This is a genomic window from Desulfuromonadales bacterium (genome assembly GCA_035620395.1).
Classification (GTDB): Bacteria; Desulfobacterota; Desulfuromonadia; order Desulfuromonadales; family DASPGW01; genus DASPGW01.
In genome coordinates this window covers 1-23722 of record DASPGW010000134.1, presented here as the reverse complement: position 1 = coordinate 23722, position 23722 = coordinate 1, and the positions used below count along the sequence as shown (strand labels likewise).

The window sequence follows — 23722 nt, the reverse complement described above, 5'->3', positions numbered from 1 at the left end:
TCCCGGATCATCGGGTAGATTATCCACGTGTTACTCACCCGTGCGCCACTTTCACCGGCCCGAAGGCCGGATCACGTTCGACTTGCATGTGTTAAGCACGCCGCCAGCGTTCGTTCTGAGCCAGGATCAAACTCTCCAGTTTTCACCTGTTGAATTATTCCGATCCGGATTGACAAAACAATCCGCAAGCGTTTTCTGCGTCTGCTGTTCGGTTGTCAAAGAACATACTTCTCTCTCTTTTTTCATTATCCTCCCGCAGGATAAAAATGTCAATTTTTCGCATAGTTGGACCCTATGTGCAGCCTCCGAAGAAAAACTGCCGCAATTCGGTTATATTTTCCAACAGGCGGCAGAAATTCCTGCGGAGGAGTCCTGATGCGCAAACGGCTGGTCAAAAAATCACTCAAGAAAGTCGGCGCCTCCCCCGGCACCCTGATGCACATCGGGGAAAAGCGGATGGAGCAGGTCGGCATCCAGGCGATCGGCTACGATGCCGAGCAGCTCCAGGAGCTTCCCATCCGGCCGGAAGATGCCGCCCGCAGCTGCCTCGTCCGGGGCAAGCCGACCGTCACCTGGATCAACATCGACGGCCTGCATCAGGTCGATGTCATCGAAACCATGGGCAAGTGCTTCGACCTGCATCCGCTGATGATGGAGGACATCCTCGAAACGGGGCACCGGCCCAAATTCGAGGACTACGAAACCTGTCTCTTCCTGGTCCTCAAGCGCCTCCATTTCGACGAGGCGAAGACGGAAATCCGCACCGAGCAGGTCAGCCTGGTCCTCGGCACCGATTTCGTCCTCTCCTTCCAGGAGGGGAGCAGCGATATTTTCGACGGGGTCCGCGACCGCATCCGCAACAACCGGGGGAAGATTCGTCGCATGGGGGCCGACTACCTGGCCTATGCCCTGCTCGACTCGGTGGTCGACAGCTATTTCGTGGTACTGGAGAAGCTGGGCGACCGGATCGAACTGCTGGAAGAGGAACTGATCGCCGCGCCCTCACCGGCAGCCGTCAAGCAGATTCATCATCTCAAGCGGGAAATGATTCTGCTGCGAAAGGCGGTCTGGCCGCTGCGTGAGGGGATCGGCGCCCTGCAGCGGGTGGAATCGCCGTTGATGCAGGAGACTACCGGCGTCTTTCTGCGCGATGTTTACGATCACACCATCCAGGTCATAGACACGGTGGAGACCTTCCGCGACCTTCTGGCCGGGATGCTCGACATCTACCTCTCCAGCGTCAGCAACCGGATGAACGAGATCATGAAGGTGCTGACCATCATCGCCACGATCTTCATCCCGCTGACCTTCCTCGCCGGCGTCTGGGGAATGAATTTCGACCACATGCCGGAATTGCGCTGGCGCTGGGGATATGCATTGGCCTGGGGTCTGATGCTCGGACTGGCCGGCGGCATGCTCGTCGTATTCCGCCGGAAGAAATGGCTTTAGGAGAAGCCGCATCCCGACAACCTTCCCCTTGCCGGGGGCCTCTGCCGCGGCTAGAATTACTGCGGCATCGTGGGCTCCCCGGCCCATCCGAAGGCACTCAAAGACCGCCCATCCCCTGCGGAGGCTCCGCATTGAGTCATTAACCCGAGTTTTCAGGACTGGCCGACATGAATTCCTCCGATCCCGACACACAGCCGCCAGAGCCGCCTGGCCCGGAAAGGCCCCCGACAGCCCCGGACGATGGAGGCTTGCGGGCGACCGTCGAGGCGTTTCTCTTCGACCTCGATGCGGCGTTCGCCGCCGAGTTGGCGAGAGCGACGGACCGCTTGCAGGCCGCCCTGAAAAATGCCGGGCGGGCCCTCGACGAAGCCGGCGTCAACCTGGGCAAAAGTCGCGAAAAGCTGGCGGCGGTGCTGCAGGAATCGAAGGCGGCGCCCGCCCTGGACCAGGCAGTTCTCCACCGCCTGGCGACCGAGATCGACGGGCAGCTGACGTGGATATTCCGCAAAATCCGCCCGGCCGTCGACCGTGAACTGAGAAATCTCGCTACCCGGAAAAAACCGGTCGAGGCGCTGCCGGCCCAGATCGCCCGCGCCTATGCCCGCGCCACGGCGGCACTGCCGGATGAGCTCCCGCCCCCTCCTGTCGCGGAGATGGAGCCGGCGGCCGGCAAAGAAGGCCTGGCCGCTCTGGTCTGGCGATTCATGAAACCGCTGGCCGCCCGCCTCCGCTACCTGGCCGAAACCAACCTGCAGTTGACCCCGCGCGGCATGGCTGAGGAGATCCTCGCCGCCTGGCCCGAGCCCGGTCGCCACCCGCAGGTCAAGCAGTACGAGAAACTCTATCAGCAGACCGCCTCGCGCATCGCCGACATCTGGCGCGGCGTGCGGTTTCACCTGGAAATGGCGGCCGACGACCTGGAAGAGCGGCTGGCGATGACCGGCAAGGAAACGCCGGAGTCCGCGGCCCTGACCGCCAGGGCCATCGGTTCGGCCGAACTGGCTCTGGAGGTCCTGGCCGAGGCTCAGAACGCGCTTCCCACCTCTCTTTCCCCCCTCACGACCTTTTTCGAGGAACTGCCCGAACACTTCACCCGGGAACACCAGGAGTTCACCCGGACGCTGCGGCAGGAGCTCGAAAGCGTCGACAGCCGGGAGAAAACCCTGCGCCACCTCGGTCGCCAGCTGTTCAGGAAGCTCCTCGAACTTCGTGAAAGAGCGCAAACCGTTCTGGAACAGGGCCGTGAAGAAATGCTTCGTTCCGCCGGCAGCGGCATCGCCCAGACCGGCAACCTGCTGAAAAATATCCAGGCACTTCTCGGGGTGAGCGGCAAAACCGAGGAGGCCCTGCTGACCCTCACCGATCTGCCATCCCGGACACAGATCTTTGAGCGGACCCGCCGTCTTCCGGCGCTCTATCAGCGACTCTTCACCCTGGGCCCGCTGAAACATCGCGAATTTCTCGTCGCCCGCGAAGATGAACTGGAAGATCTGGAAGAAATCTTCAGGCGTTGGCAGGCGGGCAAGGCCTGCAGCGTTGCCCTCATCGGTCCCGAAGGCAGCGGCAAGACCTCACTGGTCAATTGCTTCGAAAGCCAGTTCGGCAGCAAGGCAGAGTTCCTGCGCATGGAAATTCGCAGCCGACTGCAATCGGAAGCGGACGTGCTTCATTTTTTCGGGGACATCCTCGGCATCGAGAAAAAACTGACTTCCGTCGATGAACTGGTCACGCACCTGCTGGCCGGGCCGCGGCGCGTCCTGATCATCGAGGAGGGATTCCGGCTTGGCCTGCGGATCATCGGCGGCTTCCGGGCGGTCAAGGCGTTTCTCTTTGTCCTCATGGCCACGCGCCGCCATTGTCTCTGGCTGGTCACCTTTCGGAAATTCTCCTGGGCCCGGCTCGACCACCACCTGGGCATCAGCCAATACTTCACCCATCAGGTCCGCACGCTCTTCCATGACCAGGATGAGATCCGCGATGCCATCCTGCTGCGGCACCGGACTTCCGGTCTGCCGCTGATTTTCGAGACTGATGCCGACGAGCCTGAGCCGACCGAGGAAACGCTGGCCGCCAGAGAAGAAAAATTCTTTCGTGAGCTTTTCGAAGCTTCGTCGGGGAGCATCGAAGCTGCCATTTACTTCTGGTTGCTCTCGGTCACCTACGATGAGGGAGACAAGACGATCAAGGCTTCCCCCCTCGGCAAGCCTGAATATGGGTTTATCCGGGCGCTGGGGCGGGACTACCTGTTCGCCCTGGGTGAAGTTCTCAGCCATGGTGAACTCACCAGCGCCGAATATTGCGAAATCTTTCGCCAGGACCCGTTTGAGGGCCGGATGGTCCTCGACTACCTGGTCGAGCTCAACATCCTGCTGACGGTACGGAATGAGAAGGACGAGTCACCGCTGCGCTACAGCCTCAACCCGATCTTCTTCGGTCCGACCGCCCAGGTCCTGGAAGCGATGAACATCCTTTACTGAAGGGGCTTGTCATGGATGAAACGATCAAGAGCTTCCTCGAGAGCTTTTCCCCGTTCCGGATCGCCGCCGCCCTGATTTTTTGCCTGCTCACCTGGGGCTTCCTCAGGGCGATGCGGCTGCTGTCGGAGATTCTCGCCAACAAGTTCGCCCGCTACCGCCTCTTCATCTCCAGCGCCTATCCGGTGCTGCGCCTTCTTGTCTGGGTGGGCGCCCTCGCTTTCGTCATTTTCGCCATCTTCAGCCCCCCCTTCAACACCATCCTCGCCATCAGCGCCTCGGCCGGCCTGGCCCTCGGCCTCGGCGCCCAGGACCTGATCAAGAACATCATCGCCGGCATCCTCATCCTCATGGACCGCCCGTTCCGGGTCGGCGACATGATCCAGGTCGGCGACGATTACGGCGAAGTGACCAACATCGGCCTGCGCTCGACTCGCGTGCATACCTTCGACGACAGCACGGTCACCCTGCCCAACTCCGTGGTCCTCGGCGTGGCCGTCGCCAATTCCAATAGCGGCGCCCTCGACGAAATGGTCGTCGTGGAATTCCACCTGCCGGCCAACACCGACGTCCAGCAGGTCAAGGAGCTGGCGCGGGAGGCGGCGGCCTGCTCTCCGTACGTCTACCTGAAAAAGCCGATTGCGGTCCTGATCGACGACCGGTTCGACCGCACCTTCCTCACCCGGCTCAAGATCAAGGCCTACGTTCTCGACGTCCGCCTGGAGCGCCTGCTCGCCAGCGACATCTCGGAGCGGCTGAAAATCGAGTTGCTCAAGCGCGGCCTGATGACCGAGGCGACGGTTCGCGGCGTAGCCGCGGGCAACTGAACGAAGCTACCCGCCAAGGATACCCGTGGACCGCACCGTTCTTCTCGTTTTCCTCTTCGTCTACCTCGGCATGGTCCTGGGGCGCATCCCCGGGCTGGCCCTCGACCGCACCGGAGTCGCCCTGCTCGGAGCGCTGGGGCTGCTGGCAACGGGGAAAATCAGTCTCCCCGAGGCCTGGCTGGCGGTGGACGTGCCGACCGTCGCCCTGCTCTTCGGCCTGATGGTCGTCTCCGCCCAGTTCCGCCTCGGCGGCTTCTACACCCGGCTTACCCGTCGGCTGGCCGCCGCGGAGGTGGCCCCGGAGACCCTGCTCGCTCTGCTCGTCGCCGTCGTCGGGGGGCTCTCGGCGCTGCTCGCCAACGACATCGTCTGCCTGGCGATGGCGCCGGTGCTGGCCGAAGGCTGCGCGCGGCGCGGTCTCGACCCGAAGCCGTTCCTCCTCGCCCTGGCGCTGGCCGCCAACGTCGGCTCGGCCGCCACTCTGATCGGCAACCCGCAGAACATGCTGATCGGCCAGGCACTGCAGCTCTCCTTCGCCGGCTACCTGCTCGATGCCGGCGTCCCGGCGCTGCTCGGGCTGGGTGTGGTCTGGTGGGTCGTCGCCCGACTTGGCCGCGGCGCCTGGCACCGGCCGACGCCGGTGCCGGAGGTGCCGGCCCCTGCGTTCAGCCGCTGGCAGACCGGCAAGGGACTGACCGTGCTGGTTCTGCTGACTGCAGCCTTCCTCTTCGCCCCCTGGCCGCGGGAAATTCTCGCCCTGGGTGCGGCTGCACTCCTGCTGACCAGCCGCCGGACCTCCTCGCGGACGGTGCTCGGCCTGGTCGACTGGCACCTGCTGGTCCTCTTCATCGGCCTGTTCGTCGTCAACCACGCCCTGGCCGCCTCGGGAATGCTGGCCAGCGCCCTGCGGCAGCTGGCGGCGGCCGGCCTCGACCTGACCGGCCCCGCCGCCCTCTTCGGCGTCACCGTGGTCCTCTCCAACCTCGTCTCCAACGTGCCGGCGGCCATGCTGCTGCTGCCGGCCGCCACCCACCCCCTGGCCGGACCGATCCTGGCGCTGGCGAGCACCCTGGCCGGCAATCTCTTCATCGTCGGCAGCATCGCCAACATCATCGTCATCGACCAGGCCGAGCGCCTCGGCATCGCCATCTCCTGGCGCGAGCACGCCCGGGTCGGCATTCCCGTAACTTTCCTTACCCTGGCGATTGCGGCGGGGTGGTTGTGGATCAGAGCATAGGCACCGAGGTAACCTTCAGGCGCATATTCTGATGAACCCCGCCGTCTGTTCTGATGCCAAAGCCGTCATCCGTTCTTGTTCAAAACCCGCTGGGCATTCAAACTTTAAAATCACCTTCCCTTTCTGAGCAGCCTATCGGCGATGTTCTGGAATACAGGATTTCTGAGACCATGCTGTGGCTTTGCACAGTTGATATTCGTGAAAGAAGGGCACATTTTTTACCAATATCCACGTATGTTATTTTTAAGGGATCAGATATTTTGAAAACCATCGAAGGGTTGTTGTGGCAGACAACCAGGAGAGAAAAACAAGGTTTGCTGTGGCAGGCGAACCCGAAACAGCCTTCTTCAAAACCTCCTAAAAAGAATTTTGCCCCATGGCTCTGCCCTCCCAGACTGTGGGGCTTTTTTTTGACACATCCTCTAAAATATCGATAGCCCATTTGTTGACCCGGGTGGGCTTTGCCATTATGTCAGGAGATGTGGGAAATCGGGCACATCCAACCTTTTTCCACCCCCCAGGGAGCTAAAATGACTAATCGGACAAACTTACAAGGAGAGAAGTTGTAACGGTTTGATCTAATCAGAATACTACTTCGACAATACCCCTCTTTTGTAAATCGCCTATTTTCGGTTAGGATTAAAAAAAGGTTCTTGACGAAAACTCTGCATCTATCAGGCTTGGTGATGGGACCTTGCATCTTTATGAAAGAATGTCCATTCTTACGGCGGTTTTGGAATGATCCCGTCTATGAGCACGTGATTCGGGAATACTGCTTTGGATCGTTACAACCCTGGTGCCGGATCAGGACATATTTTGACCAAACCGGCCAGCCGCCTTCAGAGAATTGGTCCCCGTTTGGCCACCTTCTGGATCGATTCGGAAAATCTTAGCCGACCGTTTTAGACCCCCTGGAACACTCTTCCCTCCTTTCGGCGCCATCGCCCAGATGTGTTTCATGTTGGTCAACGCGTATAGATAACTGCAATCTGACCGATGCCTTAACAAAGCACTGCATGGGTCAAGCTTGAGCCAGCAAGGCTCGAACACTGTCTGCCAGTCTGAGGTGCGGCCCTTTCTCATTCGCCAGGATAATCCCTACAGGTAGTTGGAAACTTCTATCAAATTGCCGTCCGGGTCGCGAAAATAGATGGACAGGATCGGCCCTGCTGCGCCGGTTCTGCGAACAGGGCCCTCCTCAATCGCGATTCCGCATCCTTCAATATGCCTGGCCACGTCCGCAATGGGCTTTTGGGTGATCAGGCAGATGTCTTGTGTTCCCGGTGCCGGTGCGGCAGCTTTCGGCTCGAATTCCTTTCCCCATTGATGCAGGTTGATTTTCTGCCGGCCAAAGCTGAGGGCTTTCCGCCCTTCACCGAAGGTTGCGATCTCCATCCCGAGCACCCGCTGGTAGAACTCGCAGGTCGCATCTACATTCTTCACGGTAAAAACGATGTGGTCGATTGCCTCGATCATGGGTCACCTCCGACAGGGTTGTTGACAGCTATCGTAGCGGCCGCTAAATATATGGTCAATCTTGATTCAGCAATCAACATAACGAGGGAGAGATGGCCCGTTTTTACACTGCCGAAGAAGCGGTCAGACGCCTCGGGATTTCGCGAAACACTCTTTACGCCTACGTCAGCAGGGGGCTGATCCGCTCGGAACAGGACAGCCGCGAGCGGAGAACCCGGCGCTACCATGCACAGGATGTGGAACGTCTGGCAAGCCGCAGCGAGGTCCACAAGGCACCGAAGGCCGCCTTGAAGAAGGCGACAGACTGGGGAGCACCCCTGCTGGATTCAGCCATTACCCTGATTGGGGATGAGAACTTCTTCTACCGGGGGACGTCCGCCCTGACCCTGGCCGAAGACGGTACCTTCGAGGACACGATTGCCTTGTTGTGGGAACTTCCAGGATTTCGCCCAGGGCAGTCCGGCGGGTATGTCCGTGAGCTCATCGAGGAGAGCTTGCTCCAGATCCCTGTCAGTCAACCGCCGATTGCAATCTTCCTGTCCGTTCTATCGCTGCTCAATGCCCGCGACGTCAAGGCGTTCGGCTTCACCCCGTCAACCACCGCACCAGCGGGTGCGGCAATGCTGGACGGGTTGCTGCGGATCGTCACGGGGAGCTGGCCTGATGACAGAATAGCCGAATGCCTCGCCAGAAAATGGGGCGTGGACCGGGAAAGTCTTTGCCTGATCGATGCGGCCCTCACCCTTGTGGCCGATCATGAGCTCAACATGTCGTCCTTTGTGGCGCGCTGCACGGCATCGGCAGGGTGTTCTCCCTTTGCGTCGGTAGCTGCCGCTACCCATGCTTTTTTCGGTCGCCGCCACGGGGGCAATACGGAAAGAATCTACGGCCTGCTGAATGAGGCCGATGGCCGGGATGGCCTGTATGAGGTGATTGCCTCCCGGATCAGGAGAGGAGAGCCGGTTCCGGGCTTCGGTCACCGGCTCTATGATGTTGACCCGCGTGCCAAGTATCTCTTGCCCCGGCTTTCTGATAGAAGTGGGTACATCAAAGAGGCTCTGACTGCGGCCGAGGAATTGCTCGGCGGAGCCTATCCGACGGTCGACTTGGCACTGCTCATGCTCGAAAGGGAATTGTCCTTGCCCGGCAGGGCCGGGGTCCTGCTCTTTTACCTGGGCCGGATGACAGGGTGGGTTGCGCATATCATGGAACAGTACGGTCAGGACCAGCCGATACGCCCGAGGGCGCGCTACATCGGGGCTAATCCTACAAACTGACAGTGTCGCAATTGTCACCGCTTCTTGAGCACGAAAACCCCGCCTGGCTATCCGGGCGGGGTTTTCTGGTAATGCAGAGGTTCTTGGAATCGTTGTCAGTTTACCCGGAGAGAACCCTCCGGGAAATAAGGGCGACTTTTTATCCGCCCTGCCGTTGCAATGTTCTCAACGCCCACTCCATCTCTGCCGGTTGAATGCCCACCGAATCGAGCAGCCCGCCCCACGTAGCTCGGCCTGCTTGCACTTCCGCATGGAGGTCTAAGGCTGGCCGGCCGATGCGCTGCGCGATTAGCAGCGCGAGAATGATCTCGCCCGTATCCGCCCCCCGCTCCCGGAATTTAATCAGATCTCCTGGCGCAACTCCGGCTACGATGCCAAGCGTCTCATCGGCGGCGGCGTCGGCCAGCGCCTGGTCATTTCCGCCTGCCGCCAGAACGTTGCCGAAGAAGGGTCCGATCTGCCCTGGGTCGATTCCCCGCGCTGCCAAGACGTTGAGCCAGGAATCGGTCTTGTTTCTCGATTGCAGCAGTTCGCCTGCCGGAACTTTAATCTTTGCCGCCAGGTAATAGGCTACCCAGAGGTCCTCGCCTGCGGTCCCGGCCATGCGGAGCCGGACGATCTCCTTCTTGCTCTGTCCGAAGGCGACAGCGAGGAAGGAGTTGCGGGTGGTGGCAAGCAGGTACGGCTCGACACGGCGAGGCTCGGCAGGGTCGAAGCTGCGATCCTGGAAGCAATGGCAGGAAATGATCGGCGCTCCCGGAGCCGGAGAGACCAGTGCGAGAAGGAGGGCGAATGTCAGGAGAGCGCCACGCTTTAGCCTGAACGATTGACCATGGCTGCCTGCCGGCTTTCGCAGAACCTGATCGGAGTTAACCGACCCTAACAGGGGGCGTGCACAATCACCGCGTAGAGAGTCGGACATGTCGGGTCTCCTTCGGGGCGTGGAAGTCATAGCCACACGACTTTATCAGTGATGTCCCCTTCCTGCTTTGATCGTGGTCAAGGTAGGCTTTTAACTTCATCAAAGGGTTTATGAGCCACTCTACACCGTTACCATGAAAACTGCATTTGGACTTGCTTCAGACAAGAACAAATGGATGGTTGGAGTCAAGAGCAGATGGCAGTTTTGATGCCAGGCACCAGGATTTCGTTACCCGTCCCCGCATCAAGGCGCAGATCGCCACCCCGTACCCCCGCCAACGGCTGGAGTTCCTCCCAGCGGGGTGGAACACAAATGGTTCCGGTGCGCATATGAGCTGCCCCCCTTCTGCACCCAGTGTAGCCGTTTCCAGACCGATGAAAAGCCGGCTGCGGGCTGTCTTGACAAGCTCCGGCCAGCAGCTATGGTCTTAAAGGCAGACACCCCGCCGCCAGAGGTCTCCTTGATCAGGGTTCCCGAAATTCGCATCCGCCAACAAAACGGCAGACCCGTACGACCTGACGGCGACTTCGTCCTCTACTGGATGATCGCCGCCCGCCGTGCGACCTGGAACTTCGCCCTGCAGCGCGCCGTGGAGTGGGCCGAAAAGCTGGGCAAGCCGCTGGTCGTCCTCGAAGCCCTGCGCTGCGACTATCCCTGGGCGAGCGACCGGTTACACCGCTTCATCCTCGACGGAATGGCCGACAACGCCGCTGCTTTTCACGGGACCACGGCCTTTTACTACCCTTACATCGAACCGGCGGCAGGCGCTGGCAAGGGGCTGCTGGCCGCCCTGGCCGAAGGCGCCTGCCTGGTGGTCACCGACGATTTTCCCGCTTTCTTTCTGCCGCACATGGTGGCGGAAGCGGCGGCCAGGGTGCCGGTACTGCTGGAGCAGGTGGACGGCAACGGCCTGCTGCCGCTGCGCGCCGCCGACTGCGACTATCCCACCGCCTACGCCTTTCGTCGTTTCCTGCAGAAGCAGCTTCCCGGCCACCTCGCCGCTCTGCCGGCGGCCGACCCCCTGGCCGGCGTCGCGCTGCCCGCCGCTCACCTGACGCCGGAGATTCCGCGCCGCTGGCCACCGGCATCCCCGGAGCACTTGGCGGCCGACGCCCCTTTTCTGGCGAGCCTGCCGATCGATCACTCGGTGGTGCCGGTGGCGACTCGGGGCGGAGCGGCCGCCGGCAGCCGGAGACTGCAGCAGTTTCTCACCGACAGGCTTGTGGACTACCCCGATCACCGCAACGAGCCGGAGGCCGACGCCACCAGCGGCCTCTCCCCCTACCTGCACTTCGGCCACCTCTCGCCACATCGGATCTTTGCTGAGCTGGCGGCGCAGGAAGAGTGGGGCCCTGGTCGGCTCTCCTTCGAAGCACGGGGGAAGCGCAACGGCTGGTGGGGGATGAGCGAAGCGGCCGAGGCGTTTCTCGACCAGTTCGTCACCTGGCGGGAACTCGGCTTCAACGGCTGTGCTTTCCGGAACGACTACGACCGCTTCGCATCGCTCCCCGGCTGGGCCCTGGCGACCCTGGCGAAGCATGCGGGCGACCCGCGGCCCCATCTCTATTCGCTGGAAGAATTTGCGGCCGGCGGCACCCACGACCCCCTTTGGAACGCCGCCCAGGGGCAGCTGCTGCTGGAGGGACGGCTGCACAACTACCTGCGCATGCTCTGGGGCAAGAAGATTCTCGAGTGGTCGAGCACACCGCAGGAAGCGGCCGCGGTCATGATCGAGCTGAACAACAAGTATGCGCTCGACGGCCGCGACCCCAATTCGTACAGCGGCATCTTCTGGTGCCTGGGGCGCTACGACCGCCCCTGGGGGCCGGAGCGGCCGATCTTCGGTACGGTGCGCTACATGAGCTCGGCGAACACCGCCCGCAAGGTGCAGGTGAAGGACTTCATCCGCCGCTACGCCCCGTGAAGCCGACCTTTCGCGGCACCCGCGGCAGGATATGGAAGTGCCGTGGCAGGTCCTGATCGGTCTGACTGCAGGCAACAAACAACGAGAAAGGGAGGCACATCATGGCTGAACTGACCGGAAAGAGAATAGCCATCCTGACGGAAACCCTCTACGAAGACCAGGAACTCTGGTATCCCTATTTTCGGCTGCTGGAGGCCGGGGCCGAGGTGCGGGTGGTCGGTCCCCGAAAAGGGACCTTCGAATCGAAGCACGGCTATCCGGTGAAGGCCGACTGCGCCGCCGACGAAGTCACGGCGGCCGACTTCGACGCCGTGATCATCCCGGGCGGCTACGCACCCGACCACATGCGCCGGAACAAGGCGATGGTCGACCTGGTGCGGGAGGCGGTGCAGCAGAAGAAGATCGTCGCCGCCATCTGCCATGCGGGCTGGATGCTCGCCTCCGCCGGCGTGCTCAAGGGACGCAAAGCCACCTGCTACATCGCCATCAAGGATGACCTGGTCAACGCCGGTGCCGAATATCTCGACCAGGAGGTGGTGCGGGACGGCAATCTCATCACCTCCCGCTTCCCCGCCGACCTGCCGGCCTTCTGCCGGACGATCATCGCCGCATTGAAAGGCTGAAGACGGACCTGCTGAACTTTCGAAAGGTTTTTATCAGATTGCTGATATTGATGCTTGAACACAGAGGTCACCGAGGAACCCGCCGAGAGCACAGAGATTGAATGTCTATCGGGCATTCTCTGTGTTCTCCGGGTTTCTCCCGGCGCACCCTGTGGTAACAGCTCCTCGCTTTTCATCGCTGACAGCTATTGACAAGTTGCGTGGTTGCTGGTGTTATTGGTGCCGGCGACGGTCGCCAGGAATTGTATTCCTCCTCCACCCTTGATGCCGGCACGGTTTTCCATGACCGCACCTCACCTCCGTCTCGAACAAATCATTGACAAGTTGCGGCAGAGAGCGTTTCGCGTCACGCCACAACGGCTGGCTGTCCTGAAAATTCTGGCCGAAAGTAGAAACCACCCCACCGTCGAGCAAATTTACGCCCAGGTCTGTCAAGAATTCCCGACTCTCAGCCTGGCGACCGTCTATAAAACGGTCGCCCTGCTCAAGGAAATGGGGGAACTGCTGGAGTTGGGCCAGCGAGACGGCAGCAGCCGCTACGACGGCAATAAACCCTGGCCACACCCGCATGTGATCTGCACCGAATGCAGGAACATCATCGACTACGACGAGCTCCCTCTGGGCAATCTGAGCCGGGATGTCGCAGCGAAGACCGGCTACCGGGTCATGAACCTCCAGCTTGACTTCTTTGGGGTCTGCCCGCGCTGCCAATCCGGAAAATAAAAAAATTTGAACTCTTGCGGATAATTATTATCCGGAAATATTGACTCTCCAAAGACTCATGCTATAAATTTCTAACCTTCATCGCTCGACTCCAAGACCTTTTTCCATGCCAGCCCCGGGCCGATTCAGAACGGAAAGGTGACGCCAGGGCAGGAACCCATTTTCGACCAGGCACTCGGCGCCCCAACTTGAAGCAACAGGCCAGGACGGCGCGCTTGGCCCAAAAAACCCACGACAAGCCCAGGAGAAAGACAAATGGCCAAATTGCAGGGAACCCAGACCGAGAAGAACATTCTGACCGCATTCACCGGCGAAAGTCAGGCGCGCAACCGCTACACCTTCTTCGCCGCCCAGGCGAGAAAAGAGGGTTACGTTCAGGTTGCGGACATCTTCGAGGAGACCGCCAACCAGGAGAAGGAGCACGCCAAACGTCTCTTCAAGATGCTCGAAGGGGGTGAGGTGGAAATTTTGGCCACCTTCTCGGCCGGCAAGGTAGGCACGACAGCGGAAAACCTGAGGGATGCGGCGCAGGGCGAAAACCATGAGCACTGCGAAATGTACCCCTCCTTTGCCCGCGTTGCCCGCGAGGAAGGGTTCGATGCCATCGCGGTGGTGTTCCAGGCCATTGCTGTCGCCGAAAAACAGCACGAAAAGCGCTACCTGGACCTGATGCGCAACATCGAGACCGGTCGGGTCTTCGAGAGGGAGCAGCCGGTCGTCTGGCGCTGCCGCAACTGCGGCTACCTGCACGAGGCGCCGGGGGCTCCCGAGGTCTGTCCCGCCTGCGCGCACCCGAAGGCACACTTCGAGCTTCTGGGCGAAAATTATTGACGCAACCGACCTGCTCCGGCCAGGAGAGTAGGTACATCCGCGGGGCCGGGAGCTGTAAATGCCATCCAGCCGGAGAGGAGCACTCGTCATGGAAATCCAGGCAAAACGGCACCTTTGCTTCGCTAAACTGTTGGCAACCGCAGCGGTGCTGGCCGTCGCTACCGCCGCTTCGGCCGCCGAGGGGCCGGTGGGCAAGACCAGCTACGCCCCGGTCGCCGGCACCGAGGCCTTCGCCACTGTCAAGCAGGTCATGGAGAAGGAGAAGCCGGCGGTGATGAAGCGCCAGGCGGACCTGCTCGCCGAGCGCTACGACCTCGGCAACAAGGCCGCGCCGGGAGTGACCATGACGCGCGGCAAGCTGGTGCAGGAGGGGGTGCGGGTCAAACTCCCCGCCGGCGTCACCTGGCAGCAGCTGGCGGCCATGAGCCCGGCGGAGATCCGCGACAAGGGGCTCTTCCCCAAGGGTTTTTTGCCCCTGCCCCACCCCAATCACCCCGAGGGGGGGATGCTCTTTCCCAAGTTTCACATCGACGAGATCAAGAAGCAGACCGGCCGCGACCTCGCCCGCTTCGACCTCGACTTCGACCTCCCCGACCACTTTCTGGCCGAGTTTCCGCCGCCGATCTTCCTGACCACCCGCCCCGATCTCGGCGACGTCTCGCAGGGCAAGCTGGTGACCACCCAGAACTACTACCAGCTTTTCAACGGCATCCTCAACCCCAAGCAGCTCGAAGGGCTGCGGCTGCTGGTCACCCCCTTCCCCCAGCAGCAGTTCAACGCCACCGATGACCGCCGCTCGGCCGAGCCGAGCCTGGGGGTGACCTGCTTCGACTGTCACGTCAACGGCCACACCAACGGCGCCACCCACCTGGTCGGCGACATCCGGCCGCAGGAGCTGCGCCACCGTCTCGACACGCCGCCGCTGCGCGGGGTCAACATCCAGCGCCTGTTCGGCTCCCAGCGGGCGCTCAAGAGCGTCGAGGACTTCACCGAATTCGAGCAGCGCGCCGCCTACTTCGACGGCGACCCGGTGATCGCCACCAAGAAGGGAGTGAACATCCTGGAGCGAGCCAGCCAGGTCCACTTCATGGGCGAGTTCCAGAACCTGCTGGATTTTCCGCCGGCCCCCAAGCTCGACATCTTCGGCAAGCTCAACCCGGCCAAGGCGACCTCGGCCGAAATGCGCGGCCAGGAGCTCTTCTTCGGCAGGTCGCGCTGCTCCGAATGCCACCCGGCCCCCTACTACACTGACAACCTGATGCACAACCTGAGGGCCGAGCGCTTCTTCAAGCCGCAGATGGTCAACGGCCGGCTGACCGGCGCCGACGGTCCGATCAAGACTTTCCCCCTGCGCGGCATCAAGGACTCGCCCCCCTACCTGCACGACGGCCGGCTGCTGACCCTGGCCGACACCGTCGAGTTCTTCAGCCTGGTCACCGGCGTCAAGCTGACCGACCAGGAGAAGGCGGATCTGGTCGCCTTCATGCTGGCCCTGTAGAACCGAGGGGGAGCACCTCGCAGGGTGCCCCCCGTATGAGGAGTCGACATGTTTCGAGAGCGCAAATGGCAAGCACAATGGTGGGGACTGGCTCTCCTGGTGGTCCTGCTCGCGCCGGCTCCGGCTTTGGCGGCCCGGGAGAAACCCGACATGAGCAAGCGGCTGGGGGACCGGGCGCCGATCTTCCAGGCCGCCACCTCGCTGGGGACCCTGGCCGACTACGACCGCGACTACTACGGCAAGCACCATCTGGTGCTGACCTTCTTCCCGGCCGCCTTCACCCCGGTCTGAACGGGGGAGATGGAGGGTCATCAGAGGAATCTCTACCTCTATGACCGCCTCAACGCCCGCGTCGCGGGCGTCAGCCGTGACCAGGTCGCCACACTGGAATACTGGGCCGAAGAAATGGGCCTGACCTTCCCCATCATCTCCAATCCCATCGGGCACCTCGGCATCTGGTTCGGCACCCTGGAAGAAGGTTATCCGATGTTCTCGCGCAAGACGGTCGTCATCGACAAATGGGGGGTAATCCGCTACATGCAGACCGGATCTCCCGATTTCCGGGAGATTCTCACCCTGTTGAAGCAGTTGCATGAGGAGGAGGCAAAGCGATGAAACCGGCGCCGACGAGCAGGTTCACTTTCCGCCCGCTGATCGCTGCCTGCGCCGCCCTCCTGTTTGCCGCCTGCACACCTGCTGCCACCGTCGTGACAGACCCCCTGGCCGGTCTGCGCCAGGCAGACGGCACCGTGGTCTGGCAGCAGGAATACAGCTTCGTGCCACCGCCGGCCCCATGGCAGCTGATCGATCTCGACGAAGACGACTACTCGATCGCCTTCATGAAACTCTGCAGCGATGGCTATCCCTGCCAGAGCACTCTGGCCTATGCCGAGGAGCCTTTCGGCTATTCCCTCGACTTCGAAGAGCGGCAGGGCGAATTCTTCAAGCGCTTTCTGTGGGCCAGCCGGGTAACATTCGCAGCGCCCGAACTGAGGAAGGTGAAGGTTTTCGGTCAGGACGGACTTGAGGCAATCACCGTGGGGGTCGAGCCGGTTCTCCGGCACAAGGTGCGATGCAAGATAATCTTCGCCCGCCGCGGCGAAAGGGTAGTCGCCTTCTACTACACCCAGTGGCGATCCGAGGATAAATCTTTCGACACCGCCGACGAAGCCGATTTCGACCGGCTTGCGAAGTCTTTCGGTTTTCTGCAGCCTTCATTTTACGAGCGGCTTTTTACCAAATCCCCCTGAGAAGGGGGTAGTGCAGACAGGAGGAAACGGACATGAGAAAATTGACAGCAGGTGCTCTGGCACTGGTGCTGACCCTGGCAACAAGCGCCTGGGCCCAGGACGGGATAGGGAAAACGGCCAGGACCCTTTTCCAGCCGATTCCGGATTCGGCGCCGGCGCTGGAAAACAACCCGGCGAGTTCGGTCAGGCTGGAATTGGGCAAGATGCTCTTTTTCGAACCCCGGCTTTCGTCCTCCCACCTGATTTCCTGCAACACCTGTCACAACGTCGGGCTTGGTGGGGTCGATCTGCAGGAGACCTCCGTCGGACACGGCTGGCAGAAGGGACCCAGGAATGCCCCGACGGTTCTCAATTCGGTATTCAATATCGCGCAATTCTGGGACGGCCGGGCCAAGGACCTGGCAGAGCAGGCCAAGGGGCCGGTGCAGGCCTCGGTGGAAATGAACAACACCCCGGAGCAGGTGCTCGCCACCCTCAGGAGCATGCCGGAATACGTGGCGCTGTTCACCAAGGCCTTTCCCGGGGAGAAGGAACCGCTGACCTTTGACAACATGGCCAGGGCAGTCGAGGTTTTCGAGGCGACCCTCATTACCCCGAATGCCCCCTTCGACCGGTTCCTGAAAGGCGACGAGCAGGCGCTGGGCTCGGCGGAAAAAGAAGGGCTGCAACTGTTCATCAACAAAGGCTGCGCCGGCTGCCATACCGGCAAGAACGTTGGCGGCACCAGCTACTTCCCCTTCGGCGTACGGGAAACCCCGGCCTCGGAGGTGCGTCCTCCCGGCGATGTCGGCCGCTTCCAGGTCACCAATACCGCCGCGGACAAGTATGTTTTCAAGTCGCCGTCCCTGAGAAACATTGCCCTGACGCCGCCCTATTTCCACTCGGGCAAGGTCTGGAGCCTCACCGACGCGGTGAAAATCATGGGCACGGCGCAGCTTGGCGTCGAACTGACACCGGTCGAAGCGGACAAGATTACGACCTTCCTCCGCACTCTTACCGGTGAGCAACCCCAGGTGATGCATCCTGTCCTGCCGCCGAACACGAAAACAACCCCTCGGCCCATGCTGTAACCTAGTTCACCCAGGCAACAAAAAGCGGGGGCGGACTCTTCCGCTCCCGCTTTCTCATTCTCCACAAAAGCCGGGGACAGGGCTCAGTTCAGCTCCAGTCCATGCAGGAACTCGAGCAGACAGCTGTTGAACGCCTCCGGCCGCTCCAGATTGGCCATATGCCCGGCTTCGGCAATCATGCATACCCGGGCGTTCGGCAGCCCCTCGGCCAGCACCCGCGAATGTTCCGGAGGAACCGCCCGGTCCGCCTCGGCACCGATCACCAGAGCCGGCAGCTCGAAGGATGGCAGCAGGTCGATGTAATCCTTCCGGTCGCGCATCGCCAGCAGTCCTCCGGCCAGTCCACGGGGGGGGGTGGCGGTCATCCAGGTCTTTACCCCGGCCACCAGTTCGGGGCGCACGACCGGAGTGCTGGCTGCGAACAGGATGCCCTCAAAAGCATCGGTGACAATCTGCGGCCGGCTGGCGGCAACTTCTCCCGCCAGGGATGACCGGCGCATTCTTGCCGGCTCGTCGTCGGCGGCGGCGCGGGTGACCAGGAACATCGCCGCCGCCACCCGTTGGGGGTAACGCTCGACCAGATTGAGCAATACATAGCCGCCCATCGACATTCCGCCGATTACCGCCTTCTCGATGCCGAGATGAGCAAGCAGAGCGGCCACATCATCGGCAAAAATCGACATCGCATACGAACCGGCCGGAGCTTCACTTTCGCCGAATCCGCGCAGGTCGGGGGTGATTACCCGATAGCCGGCAGTTTCCAGCGCCTTGACCTGAGGCTGCCACATCTGCCGGCACAGAGGAAAACCATGCAGAAGCATGACGGCCGGTCCCGAGCCGACGTCCTCGTAGGCCAGGGTAATTCCGTTGATATCGGCTTGCATTGTCTCTACGCCTCCCGCCTCAAAGGAAACCGAACTTCTTCATCCGGTAGCGAAAGGCATCGATCCCCAGGTTGAGCTTCTTGGCCGCCTTCGACTGATTCCCCTCCGATATTTCGAGGGCCTGGCGGATCAATTCCCGCTCCACGTCCTCGATGTCTATCCCCTCCGGCGGCAACCGAACGCCAGAGGAGCCGGCCCCGCCACCACCGGTCTTGGTCACGATCTCCTGGGGCAGATGCTCGAGCAGCAGCGTCTCCTCGTTTTCAAGAATGATGGCCCGTTCGATGACGTTCTTCAGCTCCCTGATGTTTCCGGGCCAGGTGTATTCGGTCAGAAATTTCTCCGCCATCCGCGAGATGCTCTTGACGTTCTTGGCAAACTCACGATTGAAGTGGCTGATGAAGTGTTCGGCCAGCGGGATGATGTCATCCTTGCGCTCCCGCAGCGGCGGCAGGTAGATGGGGATCACCTGGATGCGATAATAGAGGTCGTTGCGGAAGGTTTTCTCCTCCATTGCCTTGAGCAGATCCTTGTTGGTGGCCGAGACGATACGCACGTCGACCTGAACATCTCTGGTGCCGCCGACCCGCCGGAAGGAGCGCTCCTCGAGCACCCGCAGCAGCTTCGCCTGCATGCCGGGCTCCATGTCGCCGATTTCATCGAGGAAGATGGTCCCGCCGTCGGCCATCTCGAAGAGTCCCTTCTTCAGCATCTTGGCGTCGGTGAAGGCCCCCTTTTCGTGCCCCATCAGCTCGCTCTCCAGAAGGGTTTCGGGAACGGCGGCGCAGTTGATGGCCATGAACGGCTTGTCGGCCCGGGCACTTTCGTAATGGATGGCCTTGGCGATCAGCTCCTTGCCGGTGCCGCTCTCACCCTGGATGAGAACGGTGCTGGCGTCGCTGCGGGCGATCTTTTCGACCATGGCGAGTACACTCTGCATGTGCTTGCTCTGGCCGATGATGTTGCCGATACCGTACTTGCGGGACTGCTCGGAGCGCAGGTGCGCCACTTCCTTTTTCAGCTCGCTGGTTTCGAGAGCCTTGCGGATGACGATGGCCAACTCATCCAGGTTGAAGGGCTTGTTGATGTAATCGTAGGCGCCGATCCGCATCGCCTTGACGGCCGTCTCCAGGACACCGAGGGCGGTGACCATGATGACGATGATCTCCTCCTCCATCTCCTTGACCTTTTCCAGGACCTCCATGCCGCTGATGCCGGGGAGCTGGATGTCGAGAAGCATCAGGTCGGGGGGCTCTTCACGCAGCAGTCGCAGGGCATCCTCGCCGGATCCGGCGGTCATGACTTCGTATCCCTGCTTCTTGAGGTTCTGCTCCAACGACCAGCGGATGAGTTGTTCGTCGTCGACCACGAGAATCTTGTGTTTACGCACTGTCGTCCTCTTTCCCGTTCATTGGCTGCAAGTCTGTTGCCGGCAGCTCGATGATGAATGTCGTCCCTTCGCCGATTCGGCTCGTGACGCTAAGGTTACCGCCGTTCTGCTCGGTGAGTTTCTTGCAGATCGGCAAGCCGAGGCCCGTACCCTGGGTCTTTGTGGTGAAGAAGGGGACAAAGATCTTTTCCAGGTCCCCTGGCGGGATGCCCTTGCCCGTATCACTGATGAGGACACGAACGAATTCCTGGCCATCCTTGCTGATTGAATCGGTCAGGAGAGTCAGGGTGCCGCCTTCCTTCATTGCCTGGATGGCGTTGATGATAACGTTGAACAGAACCTGCTGAATCTGCTTTTCGTCGACCCCTACCGGCGGCAGGTCGCGGGTCAGCTCCTTGACCCGGTGGATGTTCCGGGCTTCCGGGTGTTGGGAAACAAAGAAGAGCGTCTTCTTGACCAGGGCGTTGATGTCGACGTAGGAGAATTCGGGCTTGCCGGGACGACCGAAGTAGAGCAGGTCGGTGGCCGTCTTGTCGAGACGGGCGATCTGTTCGAGGATCTGCCGGACGATCTCCTTGCGCGGGTCGTCCTCGGGAAAATCGTCGGCCAGAACCGAAATGGCACCGCTGATGCCGGCCAGGGGGTTCTTGATCTCGTGGGCGATGCCGGTCGCCATCTCGCCGACGGAAGCGAGTCGGTCGGCCCGCTCCATCTGCTGGTAATGGCACTGCTCCAGCGCCTTCTTTGCCTTCTCCAGATTGACGACCATGGAATTGAAACTGCGCATCAGGCTCCCAATTTCGTCTTCGTAATGGGGAGAGAGGCGCACCGAGAGATCGCCGGCCTCCACCTCCTCCATCTTGACGGCCATGGCCTGGATGGGGGTGCGGACGAACCGAAGCAGAATGAAGGAGACTCCCGCGGACAGCAGGACAATCAGGACCGCCGTCGACAGCATGAAAAACTGGGAGGTTTCGCGCAGTTTCTGGGTGGTGTCGTCAAGGGAAAAGTGGAGATTGAGGACGCCGATGACCTTGCGGCCGACCCCGTGGCAGAGATAGCAGCGCTCGTCCGAGACGATCGGCTTGACCATCCCGAGGACTTCCTCGCCGTTGACGCGGAAGATTCCCTCGCTGCGACGGTTCTGGAACAGGGCCATGTCATAGGGACCGACCCGGGTGCCGATCTCCCGGGGTTGGGCGGACTTGAGAATGGTGCCATCGGGATGGAAGATGCGAACGCTGCTGAGGTGGTGGCCTTCGCCGACCATTTCGAGGATCGCCTGCACGTCCTCGCTGTTGCCGATCCGCATCGAAGCGAAGATCGACCGCTCCACCGTGGAGAGGAGCATTTCGGCGCTTTCCCTGGTGGCCTCGACAAGGTGCTGCTGTTCCTCACGGATAATGAACAGGGAGAATATCCCGATACCGACCGTCAGGAGGAGGATGTTCAGGATGATGACACGGCTGATGAGGCTCTTGAAGAACAAATAAACCCTCTCGGAAGGTTCGAGTCCAAAGTCCCTGGTCCAGAGTCTAAGGCTGCAAACTCTTCAAACCTCTAATCCCCGCCTCGGGCCTCGGGCCTTCGACTTAGGCTTTCCTTTTCAGAACCCGTTCGGCCGCTTCCACCAGATGTGCGGCCGTCAGTCCGTAATGCACCAGAAGCTCTTCGGCGGTGCCGGACTGGCCAAAAACATCATGCAGCCCGACCCGTTCCACCGGCACCGGGTGGCCTTCCGCCAACACCTCGCAGACCGCGCTGCCGAGGCCGCCGACCACCGAGTGTTCCTCGGCGGTGACAATCGCCCCGGTCTCGCGGGCGGCCCTCAGCACCAGGTCGACGTCCAGCGGCTTGATGCTCCCCAGGTGGATGACGCGGGCCGAGATCTTCTCTTCGGCCAGAATGCCGGCGGCCTTGATCGCCTGGGCGGTCATCAGGCCGGTGGTGATGAAACTGAGGTCGGTCCCCTCGCGCAGGGTCGCCCCCCGGCCGATGGCAAAATCGCAGCCGCCGGCAAAAACGGTCGGCACCTTGGAACGCCCGAGCCGGATGTAGACCGGGCCATGGAAGGCGGCGGCGGCCCGGATCGCGGCTGTCGTCTCGGGGCCGTCGGCAGGGCAGAGGACGGTCATATTGGGGAGCGCCCGCATGATGGCCAGATCTTCGACTGACTGGTGGGAACCGCCGTCCTCGCCGACGGTGATGCCGCCGTGAGTGGCAACGACCTTGACATTCATGCGCGGATAGGCCAGCGACTGGCGGATCTGCTCGAACGCCCGACCGGCGGCAAAGACGGCGAAGGTGGAGGCGAAGGGGATCATTCCTCCTGCCGCCAGTCCGGCCGCCATGCCGACCATGTTGGCCTCGGCGATGCCGACGTTGAAGAAGCGCGCGGGAAATTCCTTGGCAAACAGCGAAGTCTTGGTCGAACCCGACAGGTCGGCGTCAAGGGCCACAACCTTCGGGTTTTCCCGGCCCAGTTCGAGCAGCGTCTGGCCGTATGCATCTCTTGTGGCAATCATGTCACTCACGGATATCCTCTGTATTCTTGAATTCGTTGAAGTCGCCCAGGGCGAAGCGGTGCATCGCCCCTACGCGTGTCCCAGGTGCTCCAGGGCGCGAACGAGTTCGTCATCGCTGGGGGGAACCCCGTGATAGCTGGCTTTGTGCTCGAAGAAGGGGACCCCTTTCCCTTTGACGGTGCGGGCGATGATCATGGTCGGCTGCTCCTTGCACTGGCCGGCATCGTCGATGGCCCGGCAGATCGCCTGGACGTCGTGGCCATCCACCTCGAGGACGTGCCAGTTGAAAGCAAGAAACTTGGGACCGAGAGGCGCCACGTTCATCACCTTCGCCACCTCGCCGTCGATCTGCAGTCCGTTGTGGTCGAGAATGACGCAGAGGTTGTCGAGGCGGAAGTGGGCCGCGGCCATCGCCGCCTCCCAGATCTGTCCCTCCTGAACCTCACCGTCGCCGAGCAGCGAAAAGACCCGCGAACTTTTCCCCTGCAGGCGGGCCGCCAGAGCCAGACCGACCGCCTGGGAGAGCCCCTGGCCGAGGGAGCCGGTGCAGACATCCACGCCGGGCGTCTTGTTCATGTCGGGATGCCCCTGAAGATGGCTGCCGAAGCGGCGGAGAGTCTTCAGATCGTCCCGGGAAAAATAACCGGCTTCGGCCAGGCAGGCATAAAGAGCCGGGGCGGCGTGTCCTTTGGAGAGGACGAAGCGGTCGCGGTCCTCCCAGGCGGGGTTGCTGGGGTCGTGGCGCATGGCGTGGAAATAGAGCACCGTCAGCACATCGATGGCCGAAAGGCTGCCGCCGGTATGCCCCGACCGGGCAACATTGAGCATCTTGAGGATTTCCACGCGCAGGTTCCGGGCGGTCTGTTCCAGTTCCCGGACGGTCTGTTCGGTCAGCATCAGGCAGCTACTCCCATCTGTTTTTTCGGATCCCGCAGGGCAAAGAGGCCGATCGCCTCCCAGGTCGTTGTCATGCTTTCTTCTTCTCCTCATCATCCCCCAGCAGGTAGGAGAGGATAATCTCGTCTAGATTGCCTTCGTGAACCGTTGGCCGCTGTTCGCGGCCGGCAACCGAAGCCGGTTCGGGCATGGTTTTGGATTGCGGCTCAAGTGTTGCGGGAGGCGGGGGTTGCGGTGCAGCGGTCACGGGTGCGGCTGCCGGTGCGTCGGCAGGCCGCCGGCCGGAAATGATCTCGTCGAATTCGCCGCCTTTGAGGCGGCGCAGCATCTCCCGATGCTGTTCCTTCATCAGTTCTTCGACCACCTGCTCCAGCCGGTCAACCTTAGTGATGTCGGCGTAGGACGTTTTCCTGGAAGCCAGGATCGTCCCTCCCCGATAGAGCAG

Annotated in this window: 23 protein-coding genes and 1 rRNA gene; 15 read left to right on the top strand and 9 right to left on the bottom strand. The window is 61.4% G+C overall.

Annotated elements, in window-relative coordinates:
• Positions 1–142: ribosomal RNA gene (locus VD811_07430) — 16S ribosomal RNA — on the bottom strand; the annotation flags it as partial.
• 233 nt (positions 143–375) lie between these two features.
• On the opposite strand from VD811_07430, the gene corA reads away from it, so the two are divergent.
• The 5 genes from corA (at position 376) to VD811_07405 (ending at position 6424) form a co-directional block, all read left to right on the top strand.
• Positions 376–1449 carry a magnesium/cobalt transporter CorA gene (gene corA / locus VD811_07425; protein HXV20801.1) on the top strand — a complete coding sequence of 358 codons (1074 nt, stop codon included), beginning with the start codon at positions 376–378 and terminating at the stop codon, positions 1447–1449.
• Between the two features lie 248 nt (positions 1450–1697).
• Positions 1698–3926, top strand: coding sequence for an AAA family ATPase (locus VD811_07420; protein HXV20800.1), 2229 nt, complete (start codon positions 1698–1700; stop codon positions 3924–3926).
• Between the two features lie 11 nt (positions 3927–3937).
• Positions 3938–4750 carry a mechanosensitive ion channel domain-containing protein gene (locus VD811_07415; GenBank protein HXV20799.1) on the top strand — a complete coding sequence of 271 codons (813 nt, stop codon included), beginning with the start codon at positions 3938–3940 and terminating at the stop codon, positions 4748–4750.
• Positions 4751–4775: 25 nt separating this feature from the next.
• Positions 4776–5987 (top strand): anion transporter, encoded by a 1212-nt coding sequence (locus VD811_07410; GenBank protein HXV20798.1) that lies wholly within the window; start codon positions 4776–4778, stop codon positions 5985–5987.
• A 53-nt stretch (positions 5988–6040) separates the two neighbouring features.
• Positions 6041–6424 carry a hypothetical protein gene (locus tag VD811_07405; GenBank protein ID HXV20797.1) on the top strand — a complete coding sequence of 128 codons (384 nt, stop codon included), beginning with the start codon at positions 6041–6043 and terminating at the stop codon, positions 6422–6424.
• A gap of 661 nt (positions 6425–7085) precedes the next feature.
• On the opposite strand, the gene VD811_07400 is transcribed toward VD811_07405, so the two are convergent.
• The gene (locus VD811_07400; protein HXV20796.1) at positions 7086–7463 is read right to left on the bottom strand and encodes a VOC family protein; all 378 of its coding nucleotides are present in this window, start codon (positions 7461–7463) and stop codon (positions 7086–7088) included.
• A gap of 92 nt (positions 7464–7555) precedes the next feature.
• On the opposite strand from VD811_07400, the gene VD811_07395 reads away from it, so the two are divergent.
• Positions 7556–8740 carry a citrate synthase family protein gene (locus tag VD811_07395; GenBank protein HXV20795.1) on the top strand — a complete coding sequence of 395 codons (1185 nt, stop codon included), beginning with the start codon at positions 7556–7558 and terminating at the stop codon, positions 8738–8740.
• Positions 8741–8879: 139 nt separating this feature from the next.
• Here VD811_07395 and VD811_07390 read toward each other — a convergent pair whose 3' ends face one another.
• Positions 8880–9662, bottom strand: coding sequence for a hypothetical protein (locus VD811_07390; protein HXV20794.1), 783 nt, complete (start codon positions 9660–9662; stop codon positions 8880–8882).
• A gap of 460 nt (positions 9663–10122) precedes the next feature.
• Between VD811_07390 and VD811_07385 the strand changes: the two genes are divergently transcribed.
• The 9 genes from VD811_07385 to VD811_07345 all read left to right on the top strand — a co-directional run bounded on the left by VD811_07385 (position 10123) and on the right by VD811_07345 (position 17581).
• Complete coding sequence (locus VD811_07385; protein HXV20793.1) at positions 10123–11586, top strand: deoxyribodipyrimidine photolyase; 1464 nt, start codon at positions 10123–10125, stop codon at positions 11584–11586.
• A gap of 101 nt (positions 11587–11687) precedes the next feature.
• Positions 11688–12209: a type 1 glutamine amidotransferase domain-containing protein gene (locus tag VD811_07380; GenBank protein ID HXV20792.1), complete on the top strand. Its 522-nt coding sequence runs from the start codon at positions 11688–11690 to the stop codon at positions 12207–12209.
• A gap of 282 nt (positions 12210–12491) precedes the next feature.
• Positions 12492–12932, top strand: a complete 441-nt coding sequence (locus VD811_07375; GenBank protein HXV20791.1) for a transcriptional repressor — start codon at positions 12492–12494, stop codon at positions 12930–12932.
• Positions 12933–13187: 255 nt separating this feature from the next.
• On the top strand, positions 13188–13763 hold the full coding sequence (locus tag VD811_07370; GenBank protein ID HXV20790.1) for a rubrerythrin family protein: 576 nt from the start codon (positions 13188–13190) through the stop codon (positions 13761–13763).
• 88 nt (positions 13764–13851) lie between these two features.
• A complete protein-coding gene (locus tag VD811_07365; protein ID HXV20789.1) occupies positions 13852–15261 on the top strand; it encodes a hypothetical protein in 1410 nt (469 codons plus the stop codon).
• Between the two features lie 48 nt (positions 15262–15309).
• Positions 15310–15552, top strand: a complete 243-nt coding sequence (locus VD811_07360; protein ID HXV20788.1) for a hypothetical protein — start codon at positions 15310–15312, stop codon at positions 15550–15552.
• 9 nt (positions 15553–15561) lie between these two features.
• A complete protein-coding gene (locus VD811_07355) occupies positions 15562–15876 on the top strand; it encodes a redoxin domain-containing protein (protein ID HXV20787.1) in 315 nt (104 codons plus the stop codon).
• Positions 15873–16511, top strand: coding sequence for a hypothetical protein (locus VD811_07350; protein ID HXV20786.1), 639 nt, complete (start codon positions 15873–15875; stop codon positions 16509–16511). Before VD811_07355 ends, VD811_07350 begins: the two co-directional genes overlap by 4 nt.
• 32 nt (positions 16512–16543) lie before the next feature.
• Positions 16544–17581, top strand: a complete 1038-nt coding sequence (locus VD811_07345) for a cytochrome-c peroxidase (GenBank protein ID HXV20785.1) — start codon at positions 16544–16546, stop codon at positions 17579–17581.
• 83 nt (positions 17582–17664) lie between these two features.
• Here VD811_07345 and VD811_07340 read toward each other — a convergent pair whose 3' ends face one another.
• From VD811_07340 to VD811_07315, 6 genes are all read right to left on the bottom strand, one after another.
• Positions 17665–18465, bottom strand: a complete 801-nt coding sequence (locus VD811_07340) for an alpha/beta fold hydrolase (protein HXV20784.1) — start codon at positions 18463–18465, stop codon at positions 17665–17667.
• A gap of 19 nt (positions 18466–18484) precedes the next feature.
• Positions 18485–19855 carry a sigma-54 dependent transcriptional regulator gene (locus VD811_07335; GenBank protein HXV20783.1) on the bottom strand — a complete coding sequence of 457 codons (1371 nt, stop codon included), beginning with the start codon at positions 19853–19855 and terminating at the stop codon, positions 18485–18487.
• Positions 19848–21344 carry an ATP-binding protein gene (locus tag VD811_07330; GenBank protein ID HXV20782.1) on the bottom strand — a complete coding sequence of 499 codons (1497 nt, stop codon included), beginning with the start codon at positions 21342–21344 and terminating at the stop codon, positions 19848–19850. The genes VD811_07335 and VD811_07330 overlap by 8 nt, the downstream gene beginning before the upstream one ends.
• Before the next feature lie 103 nt (positions 21345–21447).
• Positions 21448–22380: a transketolase family protein gene (locus tag VD811_07325; GenBank protein HXV20781.1), complete on the bottom strand. Its 933-nt coding sequence runs from the start codon at positions 22378–22380 to the stop codon at positions 21448–21450.
• Between the two features lie 69 nt (positions 22381–22449).
• Entirely contained in the window at positions 22450–23277 is an 828-nt protein-coding gene (locus tag VD811_07320) for a transketolase (GenBank protein HXV20780.1), read from the bottom strand.
• A gap of 70 nt (positions 23278–23347) precedes the next feature.
• Positions 23348–23722, bottom strand: a 375-nt coding sequence (locus VD811_07315) for a hypothetical protein (protein ID HXV20779.1), incomplete at its 5' end; no start/stop codon positions are given.